The organism is Streptomyces sp. NPDC042102, assembly GCF_055582305.1.
In genome coordinates, this window is sequence record NZ_JBVJDL010000001.1 from 481,794 (window position 1) to 497,257 (window position 15,464).

The window sequence follows — 15,464 nt, forward strand, 5'->3', positions numbered from 1 at the left end:
TAGTGTGCTCCAACTCACGTTGTCGCGGGGTCTGGTAGCTCCTGCGCCCTGCGCTATGCCATACGCGCGCCACGCCGGGCAGCTGGCTGACTCCCCAGGCGCAGGGAACTACACGTTGTCTGCGCCTGCCTGGAAGCCGCGAGGCACCGTCTGTGCTCCGCCCAGATGGGAATCCAGACCAGCAGGGTTGGGTCGGCAGGCAGGGAGGGGCATCCGTCTGGGGGGCGAGTCGTCGTTCGGGGGGAGACCGTATGGCTGGCCTGCCACATCCGCCGGGCGCCGGCTGGAGCGCAGGGTGCAGGCGCTGCCGGCTACAGCGACCCCTGTGCTGCCCACCCTCCAGTGCGTAGATCGGTGCGGAGTTGGGGACACCCAGATACCGGTCGGGAAGGGCCAGTTGCGCTGGGGAACCAGCAATGTCTCCGACTCCTGATCGTTTGTCAGTGACACCTGACAAACTGACGATCACCACTACGACGCCATGGGGGGCTCGCCAGGCATGACTAGTTCAAGCATCTCGGGTGCGGACGCGCTCCGCCGGGTCGTTCAGAGGTACCGAGAGGACGACAGCCCTGCCCTGCAGATCGAGGTGGGTCTGCTCCGGATGCTGGACGAGACGAACTCCGAGCAACTTGCGTCTGACTTGCGCGAGTTCGCCAGCTCGTGGGAGATCCACCAGGCGACGGAGGACCTGCCGCCGGCCCTGCCTGACGAACCTGGGCTGTACATGTTCGTTTGGCGGCCGCCGTTCCAGTTCCACGTTGGCGCGTTGCCCACGCATGGCAGCTTCCCGCAACTGCTGTATATCGGGCAAGCGGGTGCATCCAACAACGATCGTGGTAACACCATCCGGCTCCGGTACAAGGACTACCGGCGGCACCTGCGGGGCAACCCGGAGGATCTTTGGACCCAGGCCGAGCCCGAGAACCGAAACCAACGTCTCACCCGGTATCTCTCGCTGCGCCCCCTGGAGTTCTGGTGCGCCACGGTCCCCGAGCGCAGCCGGATCGAGGGGCTGGAGAAGAGGCTGATTCGCTTGTACAACCCCCCGCTCAACGACCGCGGTCGGCCGAAGCTCCGGGCCCGACTCGGTACTCCCCGTTCCGCCTGGTCAGCCTGATCACCGCACAGTAGGAAGAGAAAACGATGCCCTCGAAGACGTGGGTTCCTGCCTTCGAAGCGAAGGTTGGGAACTGGACGTACTACTCCTGCCTCATGAGCTACGCGGCCGTGGCGCGAGAGATCAACTTCGCTCATGACCTGGGTGGGAACCAGGATCTGGGCACAATGATCCAGCGCGGCGTTGGCGCGCGCACCACCGAGATCACCAACTACCTGCTCACGAACGAGAACCGGTTCCTGGGCGCCATCATCGTTGCCGCGTGGGGCGGTGCGCCCGAGTACATCCCTCTGGAGATGGAAAAGACGGCTGAGAACAGCGACGTGCTGTCCGGCATGGATGGGAACTTTGGTGTCCTTACCTTCGACGGTACCCACCAGTTCTTCGCCCTCGATGGTCAGCACCGACTGAAGGCGATCAAGGATGCTGTGAAGCGCAATCCAGAGCTCGGCCGAGAAGACATCAGCGTCATCGTCGTGCCCCACTTCGACAACGAGGAAGGCCGCAGGCGCACGCGTCGCCTGTTCACCAACATCAACCGCAACGCGGTCAAGACGACAGCGCAGGAGAACATCGCGCTGGATGAGGACGACGGCTTCGCGATCCTGACCCGCCGGCTTCTCGACGATCACGAGTTCCTGCGGCAGGACGGCGTGGTTCAGGTCTTCAGCAAGGTTGGCGCAGACGGAGAGCTGAAGCTCGCCACACGCCAGGTCGGGGTCACCGGTACCGCCTGGACGACGATCGGTGTGCTGTACGACCTGCTCACCGATCTCGGGTTTGGACTCCACGACAGCATGAGCAAGACGTCACAGCGTGCGGCAGACGACGTACTCGATGAGAGCTTCGACGATCTGTCCGTGCGCATCGACGAGCTACTCAAGGCGTGTGGCAACATGCGTGAACGCTACGAAGCCCAGTCGGCGCCCAAGGAGCTGCGTGCCCCGAAGGGCCGCGACGGCGAAGGCCATCCGTTCATGAGGCCTGCAGTTCAGGTGCAGGTAGCGCGGGCTGCGCGCCACATCATCGACCAGAACCTCCTTGACTGGCCGCGCCTGCTGGAGCGTCTGTCCGCGCTGGAATGGCGAATGTCTGCACCCCCGTTCAGCGCTGTCTGGCAGGAAACGCCAGACAGCGCCAGCCGCAAGGGGAAGATGATCGCTGCCAAGGACAACAACACTGCCCTGTTCGAGCTCTTGCTGGCTCACCTGGCGCCCAACTCCAGGGCGCAGATCGACCGAGCAATGAGGACGTATCGCACCGTGAAGAACGAGCGATACCCGATTTCCGCGGACGAGCTCGCGAAGAATCTTCCGTCAGTTGATGCCCCCTGAGTGTGGAGCCCCGTCCTTCGGCAGGGCAACGTGTTCGTTGCCCTGCCGCTGGCAGTTCACTTGGAGGCGGACCTCTATGTGCGGAGGGAGGCTGAGCACGCCTCGCGTGAAGTTGCAGGTGCAGGCTTCTCGAAGAAGAGGTTGCTCCACATGACGTCCGTACGCCCGAGCGAGTCGGCCTGCGTACTCTCGTGAATCAGGCTTAGCCCTCGAGTGGCGGCGAGAGACACCGTCTCCGCCGCAGATGCGGGGAACATCCCTCGCTCGGCCGGCATCGGTCCGGTGCGCAGGACCATGCCGAGGCGACCGCCCTCATCCAGCAGTCCATGGATGCGGCTCATTGCGTGATGTCGCTCTTCCTCGTGAAGGAACATCCACACAGCCGTCAGCATTACGAGCCGAAAGGGCTGGTGCCGGCCAGCCACGGTGCTTAGCTCGGGCAGTCTGTCATCCACCCACCGGATGTTGTGACCGGCGTGGGCCTGCCGCCCAATGGCCCTGAACTCTTCCGAGGGTTCTACCGCGACCACTGTGTGTCCTCGTGCTGACAGGGCGGCCGCATCCCTACCGGTGCCTGCTCCGATGTCCAAGACCCTCACAGGCTCTGCCGGAATCAGGTGGAGCACTTGGCGGTGCACTTCGTCGAAGGCGACCTGCTCGTACAGGCTGGCCAAACGATCGGTATCGCCGCGCAGTGCTTGGAGCCGTGCTTCACTTCTCCCGGTTCCACCGTGCACTTCGATCCCTCTCTCCTGATTTCTTTCCTTCACCTGGTGATCGACATCCCTCAGGCCTCTCGCTCTCGGTTAGCGTTCCGACATTGCATCGATGTGCCCCGCCACCGTCCCGGACGCCAGCTCAGGGGGAGCGCCGTGCGCTCAGGCTGCGGCATGCCAGGCTTCGACGAGCGAGCGCATTGAGGGGAATCGCTCCTGTGGGTCTGCTGCTGTAGCTCGCTGGATTACGGCCAGCTGGTCGTGGGCTCCTCGCCACTGGTCCTCCTTGTCGCCAGCGTCAAGGAGGAGTCGCAGAGCTCTGCCGAGGTTGAAGACGGTCGTCCGGACGTCGATGATCGAACCCCGTACGAACTCCTCTGGCGCCATGTACCGGCTGGAGCCCGGGAGCCGGTCGGCGTCCAGTGTGAACGGCCCCGGCCTGTACTCGTCAAGGTCGCACAGCCTCATCCGCTGCTCTTCGAAGTCGTACAACATGGAGCCGTCATAGAGGTCGACGGCCACGAGCCCCGCGGACTCCACCGCGAGATGGGCGTCCAGAATCATGGCCAGGGCGGCGTGGACCTCAGGGAGCGGAAGGCCACGGAAACGGGCCATCGGGCTGTCGGGAGCAGTTCTGCCCCCGTGGTGGGACCTGGTGGGGTGGTAGAGAACCTCGCCTGGCACCCAGGGGTAGACGAGGGCCAGTCCCTCATCCGTCGTGATGCTGTGCAGCAGGGGCGTGATGGCTGGGTGAGTGACGGCCTGGTGCACGCTGACGGCTCGCCGCAGCGACGACACAGCTGCAGGGACTGAAGCGCTCTTCACGAACCATCGCCGCCCATCCACCAGGACCCCGTACGAGACACATCCGGAGTCCTGATCGGCAAACGCGCGAAAGATCGTTCCGATGTCCGCAACGTAGGCGTCAAGAGTGGCCACGTGGGCGACGTCAAGCAGGGGATGCGGCGTCATGCTCGTGATCGTGCCAAGTCTGGTCCGATGCCGCAGGGAGTTTCCCGTTCGAGGCAGGAAACGCGCCCGGCTCGGAGCATTCGCCCACGGCAGACATGGAAGAGACGCGAAGGACTGGAACGCTCTCCGGGACCATGTCAACGTACAACGTCCCCGAAAACACCAGGTCAGCAAGGCCCCGTGCGTGCTCTAGGCGGCCCATGGGCTCACTGCACTCTCGATCGAGCCATGGCTTCAGGAGATCCTCTGTTCAAGTCCGTATTGCTCTCTCTGCGCCTGACGGCTCCTCTTCTGTTCACGCTCGGCGCTGTGTGTGCATGGACTGCGCAGCAGCACGTTGACCATTGCGGCATCGCTACGGCGCTGTGCCTGTGTGTCTGAGCGGCCAGCCTATTCGCCGAAGACCTTCTCCAGGACGGCTACCAACGCGATCGAGCTGTCCTCGCCCACGTCGCCGTGCACCCGGGCGTGAATGCCCGACAGGCTGCCCGTGCGGTGGGTGTCCCGGAGAAGGTCGTGACCCGAAGCCTCGACCGCCTGGTCCGCGACGGGATCGTGATTGCGGAAGACGAGGCCGAAGGGCGATCGCCTCGAACATTCAGCTTGGCCCTGACGCCTCCAGACAGCGCCGAGGCTTCGCGCAGCGGCGTACCTATATAACCGACGATCCCCGGTTAGCCAAACCGGGGATTCTCCAGACCATTGACGTAGTTCGCGCCGACTACTTGGCGGTGGCGTGGTGCGGGCTGCCCTCAGTACATGCCGCAGGGCCTTGCTCGACACCCCCGCGACCCTCACGTTTCCCTGGGAGAACCTTCTATGCCTGCCTATTCACGCCCTACCTCCTCGACCGCACGAGACGCGACCGATGCCGTTCGCAGGGCGTTTCTGAATGTAAGAGATGCAGCCGAGTACCTCGGCCTCTCGCCTCACACCCTCTATGTCTGGCGGCATCGGCGTCAGGGACCGCCGAGCTTCCGGATGGGTCAATGTGGCCGCGTCATGTATCGAATTGAGGCGCTGAATGAGTGGATCCGTGAGCAGGAGCAGGCGGACTCTCGCAGCAATACCTCCCTCAACCCCGTGAACGCCGCGCCTCGGCGTCGTTCCAGGCCCCCTGCCACAGTCTGACCTGTTTCCGAGCTCCCCTAGCAATTCCCTACCCAGAGGACGTCTTTGGCTGGCTACATCGAAGACCGTTGGATCAAGAAGAAAAAGGATCCCGTCACCGGCAAGCGCGAACGCACGACCCGATACGGCAAGGGGTCCCGATATCGCGTCGCTGGAATCCCGGGCGTCCGAGACATGTCGTTCGACGCACTGGAGGACGCCAAGGCGTGGCTTCGACGTGCCGGCACCGACAGCGAACGAGGCGAGTTCGTCGACCCCCGCGACGGCTCCATCACCCTGGCCGACTTCGTCACGCGTCACTGGCGAGCCGGCGTTCGCGGTGCTCCCGGCACGGTCAAGCGCGTCGACGAGCGCGTGCGACTCCACGTCCTTCCACATCTCGGCGCGGTGGCGCTGAGAGACGTGTCGGCGACGGTCCTGCGCGGCTACATAGCCACGCTCGAAAGTGAGTGCTCTCCGCGGTATGCCCGGCAGATCCTGACCTCGCTGTCGAACATCTTCGAGACCGCGATCGACGACAAGCGCCTGGTTCGCAACCCGATGCGGGCCAAGACGGTGCGCTGGCCGAAGGTCCCGGACGAGGAGCGGGAGGCGTGGCCGCTGGCGACGGCGCAGCGGATGCGGGACGTGATCAACCCCCGCTACCGGATCGCTGTCGTTGTCGCGCTGGGGTGTGGACTGCGTCAGGGTGAGGTGTTTGGGCTTTCGCCACAGGACATCGACTTCGAGCGCGGTGTCATCCGTGTGCGCCGTCAGGTCCAGCTGCTCTACGGCCGCCTGTACTTCGCACTCCCCAAGGGTGGCAAGACGCGCATCGTCGACATGCCCTCGTCGGTGGCGGCGGAGTTGGCCGCGTACTTCCTCGACCACCCCGCCGTGGACGTTGAACTGCCGTGGGGAGGCCCGGAGCCGGACAGGGAAAGGCAGACCTTCCCCCTGATCCTCACGACCACGTACGGCAACGCCATCCGCGCCAACATCTTCAACGACGAGGTATGGAAGCCGGCCCTCGCAGCTGTCGGCGTCATTCCCATGAGGGAGAAGGGCAAGCGGTGGAAAGCCTCCCGCAAGGACGGCTTCCATGTCCTCCGCCACACCTACGCCTCGATCCTCCTCGAAGCGGGCGAGTCCATCGTCACGCTCGCCCGGTGGCTCGGTCACTCAAGTCCGACCATCACCCTCGACCACTACGCCCACTTCATGCCGGAGGCCGGCGGTAAGGGGCGCGCAGCCATCGACTCTCTGCTCGGCATCGTGCCCGAGTACGTACCTGAAAGCCTCGTGACGGCGTGATCAACGGGCGGCACAGCAAATATGCTGTGCCGCCCGTTTCGTTACGCTCTGTGTCCGCGAGATGGTGCCGGTCGATCTGTTCGCCGATGTGGGCAGCTCGGGATGCGGGGGAGGGCGCTCATGCGGCGCGCTGCGCATTCTCCCCAGATTCTCCCCAGGGGGCCTGGGAGGCCGTTCTGTGATGTTCACAGATGCTAAGTCGATCGACGCTTCCGGCTCGTTCGCTAGAGCCAGTCGCGCTTCTTGAAGATCACGTAAAGGCTCACGCAGACCACTGCCATCAGCAGGATTGCGAACGGATACCCCGCCGCCCACTTCAGCTCCGGCATCTCCTGGAAGTTCATGCCGTAGATGGTTCCCACCAACGTGGGTGCAAACAGGATGGCGGCCCACGAGGAAATCTTCTTGATCTCCTCGTTCTGTTCGAAGCCGGCTTCGGCCAGGGCGCGCATTTCGGCGTTCTGTTGTTGGGAGACCAGGGTTGCGTTGACCGTCAGGATGTCCGTCAGGGCCTGGCGGAAGCCGTCGACGCGTTCGCTCGTGTGGGTGACGTGGTCGGCTACGTCGCGGAGGTAGCGCTGGAGTTCCTCGTCCGTGCCGTACTTGGCGAAGCCGGCCATCAGGTTGTGGAGCATGCCGACCAGGGGGCGGGTCGCCCGCTGGAACTCCACCATTTCGCGGGAGAGTTCGTAGATGCGGCGGGAGACCTCCGGGTCGCCGCGGAAGACCTCCGTCTCGATCTCGTCGATGTCCGTCTGGACTCCCTCGACGACCGGGGCGTAGCCGTCCACCACCGCGTCGAGGATCGCGTACAGGATCGCCTCGGGGCCGAGGGCGAGGAGTTCGGGGGTCGCTTCCATGCGGCGGCGGACCGCCGAGAGGTCGGGGGCGGCGCCGTGGCGGACCGTGATGAGGAAGTCCGGGCCGACGAAGACGTGGAGTTCGCCGAACTCGACCTCCTCCGGGGCGTCGAGGTAGCGGGCCGCGCGCAGGACGACGAACAGGGTCTCGCCGTAACGCTCCAGCTTGGGGCGCTGGTGGGCCTCCAGCGCGTCCTCGACGGCCAGTGGGTGGAGATCGAACTCGGTTTCCAGGGAGTGGAGTTCGTCCTCACTCGGGCGGTGCAGGCCGATCCAGGCCACGCTGTCCGACTGCTCGCGCAGCTGCCGGAAGGTCTCGGCGAGGGTGTCCGGGGAAGCGACGCGGCGGCCGTCGCGGTAGACGGCCGAGTCGACCACGCTGCGGTGGTCCGCCGGGGGAGTGCCCGGGCGGTTCCAGGGGGGTGGCGTATGGCGGTCCTGGCGGTTTCGGTGATCCGGCATCGGCATCGACGGCTCCCGGATGGGTGGGTTTCTGCTGGATTGCGGACAGGGGGTGTCCGCGAGGCGGCTTAGCGTGGTCGTATGGTCTCCAGGACGAACTCCTCCGTACTCGGTACCCGCGCACTGAACCGTGCCACGCTCGCCCGGCAGCTGCTCCTCAGCCGCGCCGAGATGTCCGCCCGGGACGCCGTCGCGCACCTCGTCGGGCTGCAGGCGCAGAACGTCAAGCCGCCCTACTTCCAGCTGCACGCCCGCCTCGCCGGGTTCCGGCCCGCCGAGCTGGCCGGGCTCATGGAGTCCCGGGACGTGGTGCGGATGGTCACCATGCGGTCCACCATCCACACCCACACCGCCGAGGACGCCCTCGCCCTGCGGCCGCTGGTCCAGCCCGCCCGGGACCGCGAGGTCGGCACCTTCCGCGCGGGGCTCGCCGGGGTGGATCTCGTACGGCTGGATGCGCTCGCCCGGGAGTACGTCGAGAGCGCGCCGCGCACCATGGCGCAGATCCGTGCGGAGCTGCTGGGGGAGTGGCCCGACGCCGACCCGCTCGCGCTCTCCGTCGCCGCGCGCTGCCGGCTGCCGCTGGTGCAGGTCACCCCGCGCGGGGTGTGGGGGCGCAGCGGGCAGGTACGGCTGACCACCCTCGGGCGGTGGCTCGGGAGGGGTGGGAGTGGTGGGAGAGGTGTCCTGGGGGGTGTGGGTGTCGACGATGTCGTGCTGCGTTATCTGCGCGCCTTCGGGCCCGCCTCCGTCCGGGACATGCAGACCTGGGCGGGACTCACCCGATTGGGGGAGGCCTTCGAGCGGCTGCGGCCGGAGCTGATCACGTTCCGGGACGAGAACGGGGTGGAGCTGTTCGACCTCCCCGACGCCGAGCGGCCCGACGCCGACACGCCCGCGCCGCCGCGCTTCCTGCCCGAGTTCGACAATCTGCTCCTCTCCCACGCCGACCGCTCCCGCGTGGTACCCGCCGACCTCAAGGGCCGTAGCTGGAAGGGCAATCAGGCCTACCGCACCCTGCTCGTCGACGGGTTTCTGGGTGGGGTGTGGAAGATGCAGGAGGGGGAAAGGGTGACGCGGGTGGTCGTTGAACTGTTCGGGGCGGTCGGCGCGGCGCGGCGGGAGGAGATCGTCGCGGAAGGGGAGTCCATGCTCGCCGCCATGACCGGGGCGGAGCGTACCTCGGTGGAGTTCGGGCCCGTCGCGGGCTGACGGCGTACTGGTGACGCATCGTCGGGACACGGCACGATGCCTGCCATGACACTGAATGCCGCCACCGCTCAGTTCCTGGCCGCACGCGACTTCCTGCTGGAGCGCCGCGGGGACTACGAGGCCGCTCACGCCGGCTTCACCTGGCCCCGCCCCGACCGCTTCAACTGGGCCCTCGACTGGTTCGACCACATCGCCGCCGGCAACGACGCCGAAGCGCTGCGCATCGTCGAGGAGGACGGTACGAGCCGCGGCGTGTCCTTCGCGCAGATGGCCGTACGGTCGGACGCGGCCGCCGGATGGCTGCGCGCGCAGGGCGTCGCCGCCGGTGACCGGATCATGGTCATGCTCGGCAACCAGCGCGAGCTGTGGGAGGTCATGCTCGCCGCGATGAAACTGCGGGCCGTCGTCATCCCGGCCACCCCGCTGCTGGGCCCGCACGACCTGCGCGACCGGGTCGTCCGCGGCCAGGTCCGCCATGTGATCGTCCGGGCGGAGGACACCGGCAAGTTCGACGAGGTACCCGGTGACTACACCCGGATCGCGGCGGGGGAGCGGGTGCCGGACGGGTGGGTGGCGCTGGCGGGGGCGGACGCGTGGGAGGGCGGCTTCACCCCGGACGGTCCGACCGAGGCATCCGACACGCTGATGCTGTACTTCACCTCCGGCACCACCGACCGCCCCAAGCTCGTGGAGCACACGCACGCCTCGTACCCCATCGGGAGCCTGTCCACCATGTACTGGCTGGGGCTGCGCCCCGGCGACGTGCACCTCAACATCTCCTCGCCCGGCTGGGCCAAGCACGCCTGGTCGAACCTGTTCGCCCCCTGGAACGCCGGGGCCACTGTTTTCATCTACAACTACACCCGCTTCGACGCGGAGCGGCTGATGGCCGAGATGGACCGGGGCGGGGTGACGTCGTTCTGCGCACCGCCGACGGTGTGGCGGATGCTGATCCAGTCCGACCTGAGCGCCCTGCGCACCCCGCCGCGCGAGGCGGTCGCGGCCGGCGAACCGCTGAACCCGGAGGTCATCGAGCAGGTCCGGCAGGCGTGGGGGGTGACCATCCGGGACGGGTTCGGACAGACCGAGACCACGCTCCAGGTGGGCAACTTCCCCGGCGTGCCCGTCAAGCCCGGCTCGATGGGGCGGCCCGCGCCCGGATACCGGATCGTCCTGGTCGACCCGGTGACGGGCAAGGAGTCCGCGGACGAGGGGGAGCTCTGCGTGGACCTCACCGGCCGGCCGGCGGGTGTGATGACCGGCTACCGCGACGACGCCGCGCGCACCGCCGAGGCCATGGCGGGCGGGGTCTACCGGACCGGCGACATCGCCGCCCGCGACGCCGACGGCTACCTGACGTACGTCGGACGGGCCGACGACGTCTTCAAGGCCTCCGACTACAAGATCTCCCCGTTCGAGCTGGAGAGTGCGCTGCTGGAGCACGAGGCGGTGGCCGAGGCGGCCGTGGTGCCGGCCCCGGACCCGGTGCGGCTGGCCGTCCCCAAGGCGTACGTCGCCCTGGCCGCCGGCTGGGAGCCGGGGCCGGAGACGGCGCGGGCGCTGTTCGCGCACTCCAGGGCCGTGCTGTCCCCGTACAAGCGGATCCGGCGGATCGAGTTCGCCGAGCTGCCCAAGACCGTCTCCGGCAAGATCCGCCGGGTGGAGCTGCGCGAGCTCACCGCCGCCGGATCGGAGCAGGAGTACGACGAGGCCGAGCTGCGGTGAGGCCGCCCCACGGGTGGGCCGCCTGAGCCGAGGGCCGCCTGAGCGGAGGGCCGGATACCGGTCGGGCCCCTGACCATTTGGTCAGGGGCCCGGTGCGCGGGGTGGGGTGCACGGTGCGCGGTGTCAGGAGCGCCAGGTGTGCCAGGTGTGCCTGGTGCGCCCGGCGCGCGTTACGCCGGCAGCTGCGCCTCGATCGCGGCGATGACCTCGGCGGACTCCGGCTCGGTGCGCGGCCGGAAGCGCGCTACGACCTCGCCCGCCGGCGAGATCAGGAACTTCTCGAAGTTCCACTGGATGTCGCCGGCCTCGCCGTCGGCGTCGGGGGTCTTCACCAGCTCTTGGTAGAGCGGGTGCCGGTTCTCACCGTTGACCTCGGACTTCTCCAGCATCGGGAAGGTCACGCCGAAGCCGGTGGCGCAGAAGGTCTGGATGTCGTCGGCCGTGCCCGGCTCCTGGCCGCCGAACTGGTTGCACGGCACACCGATCACGGTGAAGCCCTTCTCGGCGTACGCGAACTGCAGCCGGGCCAGCCCGGAGTACTGCGGGGTGAGACCGCACTGCGAGGCCGTGTTCACCACCAGGATCGCCTTCCCCTTGAAGGCCGCCAGGCTGGTGGGCTCGTCGGACAGGGTGGTCAGCGGGATGTCGTACAGGCTCAAGACGTCTCTCCTCGGCAGGCGTGCGCCATCGTGCTCGTCGTGCGTCGTCGTGTGTCGTCGCATGTCGTCGTGCTTCACGCGGAACGGACGCACGGGAAAGCCTAGGCCCCCGCTGTGATCAGCGCGTCCGCCGGGTCGTTGACCGGCTGCGGCACACCCGTGAGGTCCATCACGAACAGCGGTATCCCCAGCTCGTCCGCGCGGGTCCGGGCCTCCTCGGTGTACCCGGCCAGGGCGAAGTACACGCTGGTCGCGGAGGCTGTCAGTCCGTTCAGCCACACGCACTCCACCGCGCGCAGTCCGGCCGGCGCCGTGGTCGGATCCACCTGCGCCACCAGCCCCGGCGCCCGCAGATCCACGGCTGCCGAGGGCACCGGCCGCGCGTCGGGCTGCCGTACGTCGCGGAAACCGAGCCAGCGCAGGTACAGCGCCGCCGAGGCCACGGCGTCCCGCGCCGTGCGGATGGTCACCGGCTGGAACGCCGGCCGTGACAGCCGTGCGGCGGGAGGGCCGGCCGGGCCCGTGGTGCCCGCGGGGCCCGCGGTGCCCCCGTGCGCGGCCGGTGGGGCGTCGGCCAGCGCGTCCGGCCGCTCCACCACCGGCTCGGGTCCGTCCGTACCCGCCCGGCCCGCCGCCCCCGCGTGCCCCGCCCGCCCCGGCGCGCCCGTGCCACCGGCCTCCGGGGGTGCCGGAACACCGGGGCGGGCGGGATCCACGGAATCCACCGGTTGCACTGGTTCCACCTGACCCACCGGGTGGACGGGCACCTGCACCACCGTCCCGCACGAGCCGCACCCCACCTCCGGGTGCGGCCACTCGCTCTCCCGTCCGCAGGCCCCGCAGCGCACCGCCACCCAGCTCTCCGACCAGGTGCGATGCGTCAGCGGCACGGCCTGCGTGACCAGGTCCAGGGGCGGGCTGACCGGGCTTCCGCAGGCACACGGAAAGACCGGAAGCACGTAGTCGTTCGTTCGCAGGCAGGCCGGGCAGCGCACCGGGACCTTCTCCGCCATGGGACCTTCAACCCCCTCCGTCGCCGTACGGACCACCATCCCACGTCCGGCCCCCGCCCCGGCCCTTTGTGCAACTCACGGATCGCTATACGGCTTTTGGTGGTTTCGGGGGTTGGTCAACGCCTTGACGTGCGTGAAGACCTCCGCTTAGGTTGTTCCGTATAGCAGAACAAAACTTCCGGATTACGGAAATAGCCTGACCGCAGGAGTACCGATGCCTCGTATGACCGCCGCTGCCGCGGCCGTGGAGATCCTCAAGCGCGAGGGTGTTGAGCAAGCGTTCGGCGTGCCCGGCGCGGCGATCAACCCCTTCTACCGCGAGCTCAAGAACGTCGGCGGCATCGCCCACACGCTCGCCCGTCACGTCGAGGGCGCCTCGCACATGGCCGAGGGCTACACCCGCGCCAAGGCGGGCAACATCGGTGTCTGCATCGGTACCTCCGGCCCCGCCGGCACCGACATGATCACCGGGCTGTACTCCGCGATCGCGGACTCGATCCCGATCCTCTGCATCACCGGTCAGGCTCCGGTCTCGAAGCTCCACAAGGAGGACTTCCAGGCCGTCGACATCGCCTCGATCGCCAAGCCGGTCACCAAGGCCGCGACCACCGTCCTGGAGGCCGCGCAGGTCCCGGGCGTGTTCCAGCAGGCCTTCCACCTGATGCGCTCCGGCCGTCCCGGCCCGGTCCTCATCGACCTGCCGATCGACGTCCAGCTGACCGAGATCGAGTTCGACCCGGAGACGTACGAGCCGCTGCCGGTCTACAAGCCGTCCGCGACCCGCGCGCAGATCGAGAAGGCCATCGGGTTCCTGCTGGAGTCCGAGCGTCCGCTGATCGTCGCCGGCGGTGGCATCATCAACGCCGACGCCACCGACCTGCTGGTCGAGTTCGCCGAGCTGACCGGCGTCCCGGTCATCTCCACCCTGATGGGCTGGGGCACCATCCCGGACGACCACGAGCTGGCCGCCGGCATGGTCGGTGTGCAGACCGCGCACCGCTACGGCAACGAGACCTTCCTCGCCTCGGACTTCGTCCTGGGCCTGGGCAACCGCTGGGCCAACCGCCACACCGGGTACAACCTGGAGGCGTACACCAAGGGCCGCAAGTTCGTCCACGTCGACATCGAGCCGACCCAGCTCGGCAGGATCTTCGCCCCCGACTACGGCATCGCCTCCGACGCCAAGGTCGCGCTGGAGCTCTTCATCGAGGTCGCCAAGGAGCTCAAGGCGGCGGGCCGGCTGCCGGACTTCTCCGCGTGGGCGGCGTCCGCGCAGGAGCGCAAGGGCACGCTCCAGCGGCGTACGCACTTCGACAACATCCCGATGAAGCCGCAGCGGGTCTACGAGGAGATGAACCGCGCCTTCGGCCCGGAGACGCGCTACGTCACCACCATCGGCCTCTCCCAGATCGCCGCCGCCCAGTTCCTGCACGTCTACAAGCCGCGGCACTGGATCAACTGCGGCCAGGCCGGCCCGCTCGGCTGGACCATCCCGGCCGCGATCGGCGCCGCCACCGCGGACCCGGACACCCCGATCGTCGCGCTGTCGGGCGACTACGACTTCCAGTTCATGATCGAGGAGCTGGCGGTCGCCGCCCAGCACAAGGTCCCCTACGTCCACGTCCTGGTGAACAACGCCTACCTGGGCCTGATCCGTCAGGCGCAGGGCAACCTCGGCATCAACTTCGAGGTCAACCTCGAGTTCGAGAACATCAACACCCCGGAGATCGGCGTCTACGGCGTCGACCACGTCAAGGTCGCCGAAGGCCTGGGCGTCAAGGCCATCCGCGTGACCGACCCGGACGAGCTGGGCGCGGCCTTCGAGGAGGCCAAGAAGCTGGCCCAGGAGTTCCAGGTCCCGGTCGTCGTCGAGGCGATCCTGGAGCGCGTCACCAACATCGCGATGAGCAAGACCGTCGACATGAGCGACGTCACCGAGTTCGAGGAGCTGGCGACCGAGCCGGGCCACGCCCCGACCGCGATCCGTCCGCTGGTCTGAACCGCCTCACAGGTCTCATAGCGCTGCCGAACGGCCCCCGTCCCTCCGCGAGGAGGGACGGGGGCCGTCGTGTATCGGGGGTGGGGGGGAGGGGGCGGGGGCTACGCGGGGCGTGGCCCCAGTTCGGCATCGATCGCGCCGGTCAGCAGGGACCGGGCCCGCTCCAGGGTCAGCGAACCGCTCAGCCAGCGCTCGCTCAGCCCCTCCACCAGCGCCGTCAGCCGCTCCGCCGCGTCCAGCGGCTCGACGCGCAGGTCCGCCAGGCTCGCCGCCTGCGCGTCCCTGATCGTCTCGGCGACGTCCTCGGTCCACGAGCGGGTGGACTCGGCCAGCGGCTCGCGCAGGTCCGCGTCGAAGATGGCGCTGGCCCGCAGCTCGCCCCAGGCGATGCTGTTCTCGCGCACCCGCGTGGTGTCCTGGAGCTCGCTGAGCAACAGCTGGAGCAGCTCGGCGCGGGCGTCGGGCGCCTTCTTGAGGGCCTCGTCGGTGTAGCCGGTGGCCCGGTCGCTGATGAAGGCGAGAGTGCGCCGGATCAGGCCCGCCCGGTCCTTGAAGTGGTAGTAGATCAGCGCCGTGGAGACCCCGGCCTCCGATGCGAGTTCCTCCACACGCAGGCCTCTGACGCCGTTGCGGGCGATGACGCGCACGGCTGCTTCCAGGATCAACGCTTGACGGTCGGCCACGCCGGCTCAAACCCTTCTGTCGGTCCATCCCCCTTGACTGACCTTTCAGTCAGGCCCACGATAGCTCCCACCTGCGATCCTGACTGGATTTTCAGGCAGGATGCGTGCGCAGCACCGACCACTGCACCGAGGGAGCACCTCCGATGACCGCGACAACCGTGTCCGCGCGCATGCCGGCCGAATGGGCCGAGCACGAGGCCTGCCTGATGGCCTGGCCCACCCGCCCCGACCTGTGGGGGCCCGCCTTCGACGCCGCCCGCCAGGAGTACGCGGCGGTGGCCCGCG

The 15,464-nt window shown here is 68.0% G+C and carries 13 protein-coding genes and 2 pseudogenes; 9 read left to right on the forward strand and 6 right to left on the reverse strand.

The window, feature by feature from the left end:
• The first annotated feature begins 604 nt into the window (after positions 1-604).
• Positions 605-1,120, forward strand: coding sequence for a hypothetical protein (locus tag ACZ6KO_RS01930; RefSeq protein WP_469298774.1), 516 nt, complete (start codon positions 605-607; stop codon positions 1,118-1,120).
• Between the two features lie 26 nt (positions 1,121-1,146).
• On the forward strand, positions 1,147-2,454 hold the full coding sequence (locus ACZ6KO_RS01935; RefSeq protein WP_383780743.1) for a DGQHR domain-containing protein: 1,308 nt from the start codon (positions 1,147-1,149) through the stop codon (positions 2,452-2,454).
• Between the two features lie 74 nt (positions 2,455-2,528).
• Here the strand turns inward: ACZ6KO_RS01935 and ACZ6KO_RS01940 are convergent, their stop codons facing one another.
• Together ACZ6KO_RS01940 and ACZ6KO_RS01945 are read right to left on the reverse strand one after the other, a co-directional pair.
• Positions 2,529-3,224 (reverse strand): class I SAM-dependent methyltransferase, encoded by a 696-nt coding sequence (locus tag ACZ6KO_RS01940; protein WP_469298778.1) that lies wholly within the window; start codon positions 3,222-3,224, stop codon positions 2,529-2,531.
• A gap of 108 nt (positions 3,225-3,332) precedes the next feature.
• A complete protein-coding gene (locus ACZ6KO_RS01945) occupies positions 3,333-4,142 on the reverse strand; it encodes a protein kinase family protein (protein ID WP_469298780.1) in 810 nt (269 codons plus the stop codon).
• A 438-nt stretch (positions 4,143-4,580) separates the two neighbouring features.
• Here ACZ6KO_RS01945 and ACZ6KO_RS01950 point away from each other — a divergent pair.
• From ACZ6KO_RS01950 to ACZ6KO_RS01960, 3 genes and pseudogenes are all read left to right on the forward strand, one after another.
• Positions 4,581-4,802: pseudogene (locus tag ACZ6KO_RS01950) on the forward strand (MarR family transcriptional regulator); the annotation flags it as partial.
• A gap of 159 nt (positions 4,803-4,961) precedes the next feature.
• A complete protein-coding gene (locus tag ACZ6KO_RS01955) occupies positions 4,962-5,273 on the forward strand; it encodes a helix-turn-helix transcriptional regulator (RefSeq protein WP_469298784.1) in 312 nt (103 codons plus the stop codon).
• A 45-nt stretch (positions 5,274-5,318) separates the two neighbouring features.
• The gene (locus ACZ6KO_RS01960; RefSeq protein ID WP_469298786.1) at positions 5,319-6,566 is read left to right on the forward strand and encodes a tyrosine-type recombinase/integrase; all 1,248 of its coding nucleotides are present in this window, start codon (positions 5,319-5,321) and stop codon (positions 6,564-6,566) included.
• 224 nt (positions 6,567-6,790) lie between these two features.
• On the opposite strand, the gene ACZ6KO_RS01965 is transcribed toward ACZ6KO_RS01960, so the two are convergent.
• Positions 6,791-7,888, reverse strand: coding sequence for a magnesium and cobalt transport protein CorA (locus ACZ6KO_RS01965; RefSeq protein ID WP_469298789.1), 1,098 nt, complete (start codon positions 7,886-7,888; stop codon positions 6,791-6,793).
• An 81-nt stretch (positions 7,889-7,969) separates the two neighbouring features.
• Here ACZ6KO_RS01965 and ACZ6KO_RS01970 point away from each other — a divergent pair, with 81 nt between their 5' ends.
• Both ACZ6KO_RS01970 and ACZ6KO_RS01975 read left to right on the forward strand, forming a co-directional pair.
• Positions 7,970-9,100 carry a winged helix DNA-binding domain-containing protein gene (locus ACZ6KO_RS01970; protein ID WP_469298791.1) on the forward strand — a complete coding sequence of 377 codons (1,131 nt, stop codon included), beginning with the start codon at positions 7,970-7,972 and terminating at the stop codon, positions 9,098-9,100.
• Between the two features lie 45 nt (positions 9,101-9,145).
• A complete protein-coding gene (locus ACZ6KO_RS01975) occupies positions 9,146-10,825 on the forward strand; it encodes an AMP-binding protein (protein ID WP_469298793.1) in 1,680 nt (559 codons plus the stop codon).
• A 170-nt stretch (positions 10,826-10,995) separates the two neighbouring features.
• Here ACZ6KO_RS01975 and ACZ6KO_RS01980 read toward each other — a convergent pair whose 3' ends face one another.
• Together ACZ6KO_RS01980 and ACZ6KO_RS01985 are read right to left on the reverse strand one after the other, a co-directional pair.
• Entirely contained in the window at positions 10,996-11,484 is a 489-nt protein-coding gene (locus ACZ6KO_RS01980; protein ID WP_401449685.1) for a glutathione peroxidase, read from the reverse strand.
• 101 nt (positions 11,485-11,585) lie between these two features.
• Positions 11,586-12,497 (reverse strand): hypothetical protein, encoded by a 912-nt coding sequence (locus ACZ6KO_RS01985; protein ID WP_469298797.1) that lies wholly within the window; start codon positions 12,495-12,497, stop codon positions 11,586-11,588.
• A gap of 214 nt (positions 12,498-12,711) precedes the next feature.
• On the opposite strand from ACZ6KO_RS01985, the gene gcl reads away from it, so the two are divergent.
• Complete coding sequence (gcl, locus tag ACZ6KO_RS01990) at positions 12,712-14,496, forward strand: glyoxylate carboligase (protein ID WP_469298799.1); 1,785 nt, start codon at positions 12,712-12,714, stop codon at positions 14,494-14,496.
• Positions 14,497-14,597: 101 nt separating this feature from the next.
• Here the strand turns inward: gcl and ACZ6KO_RS01995 are convergent, their stop codons facing one another.
• A complete protein-coding gene (locus ACZ6KO_RS01995; RefSeq protein ID WP_469298802.1) occupies positions 14,598-15,179 on the reverse strand; it encodes a TetR/AcrR family transcriptional regulator in 582 nt (193 codons plus the stop codon).
• Between the two features lie 170 nt (positions 15,180-15,349).
• Here ACZ6KO_RS01995 and ACZ6KO_RS02000 point away from each other — a divergent pair.
• Positions 15,350-15,457 (forward strand): annotated as a pseudogene (locus ACZ6KO_RS02000) (agmatine deiminase family protein); the annotation flags it as partial.
• Positions 15,458-15,464: the final 7 nt, after the last annotated feature.

Coding starts and splice junctions, on each gene's coding strand:
- ACZ6KO_RS01975 (WP_469298793.1), top strand. CDS start 9,146: ATGACACTGAATGCCGCCACCGCTCAGTTCCTGGCCGCACGCGACTTC.
- ACZ6KO_RS01930 (WP_469298774.1), top strand. CDS start 605: ATGCTGGACGAGACGAACTCCGAGCAACTTGCGTCTGACTTGCGCGAG.
- ACZ6KO_RS01970 (WP_469298791.1), top strand. CDS start 7,970: ATGGTCTCCAGGACGAACTCCTCCGTACTCGGTACCCGCGCACTGAAC.
- ACZ6KO_RS01985 (WP_469298797.1), bottom strand. CDS start 12,497: ATGGCGGAGAAGGTCCCGGTGCGCTGCCCGGCCTGCCTGCGAACGAAC.
- ACZ6KO_RS01935 (WP_383780743.1), top strand. CDS start 1,147: ATGCCCTCGAAGACGTGGGTTCCTGCCTTCGAAGCGAAGGTTGGGAAC.
- ACZ6KO_RS01945 (WP_469298780.1), bottom strand. CDS start 4,142: ATGACGCCGCATCCCCTGCTTGACGTCGCCCACGTGGCCACTCTTGAC.
- ACZ6KO_RS01955 (WP_469298784.1), top strand. CDS start 4,962: ATGCCTGCCTATTCACGCCCTACCTCCTCGACCGCACGAGACGCGACC.
- ACZ6KO_RS01965 (WP_469298789.1), bottom strand. CDS start 7,888: ATGCCGGATCACCGAAACCGCCAGGACCGCCATACGCCACCCCCCTGG.
- gcl (WP_469298799.1), top strand. CDS start 12,712: ATGCCTCGTATGACCGCCGCTGCCGCGGCCGTGGAGATCCTCAAGCGC.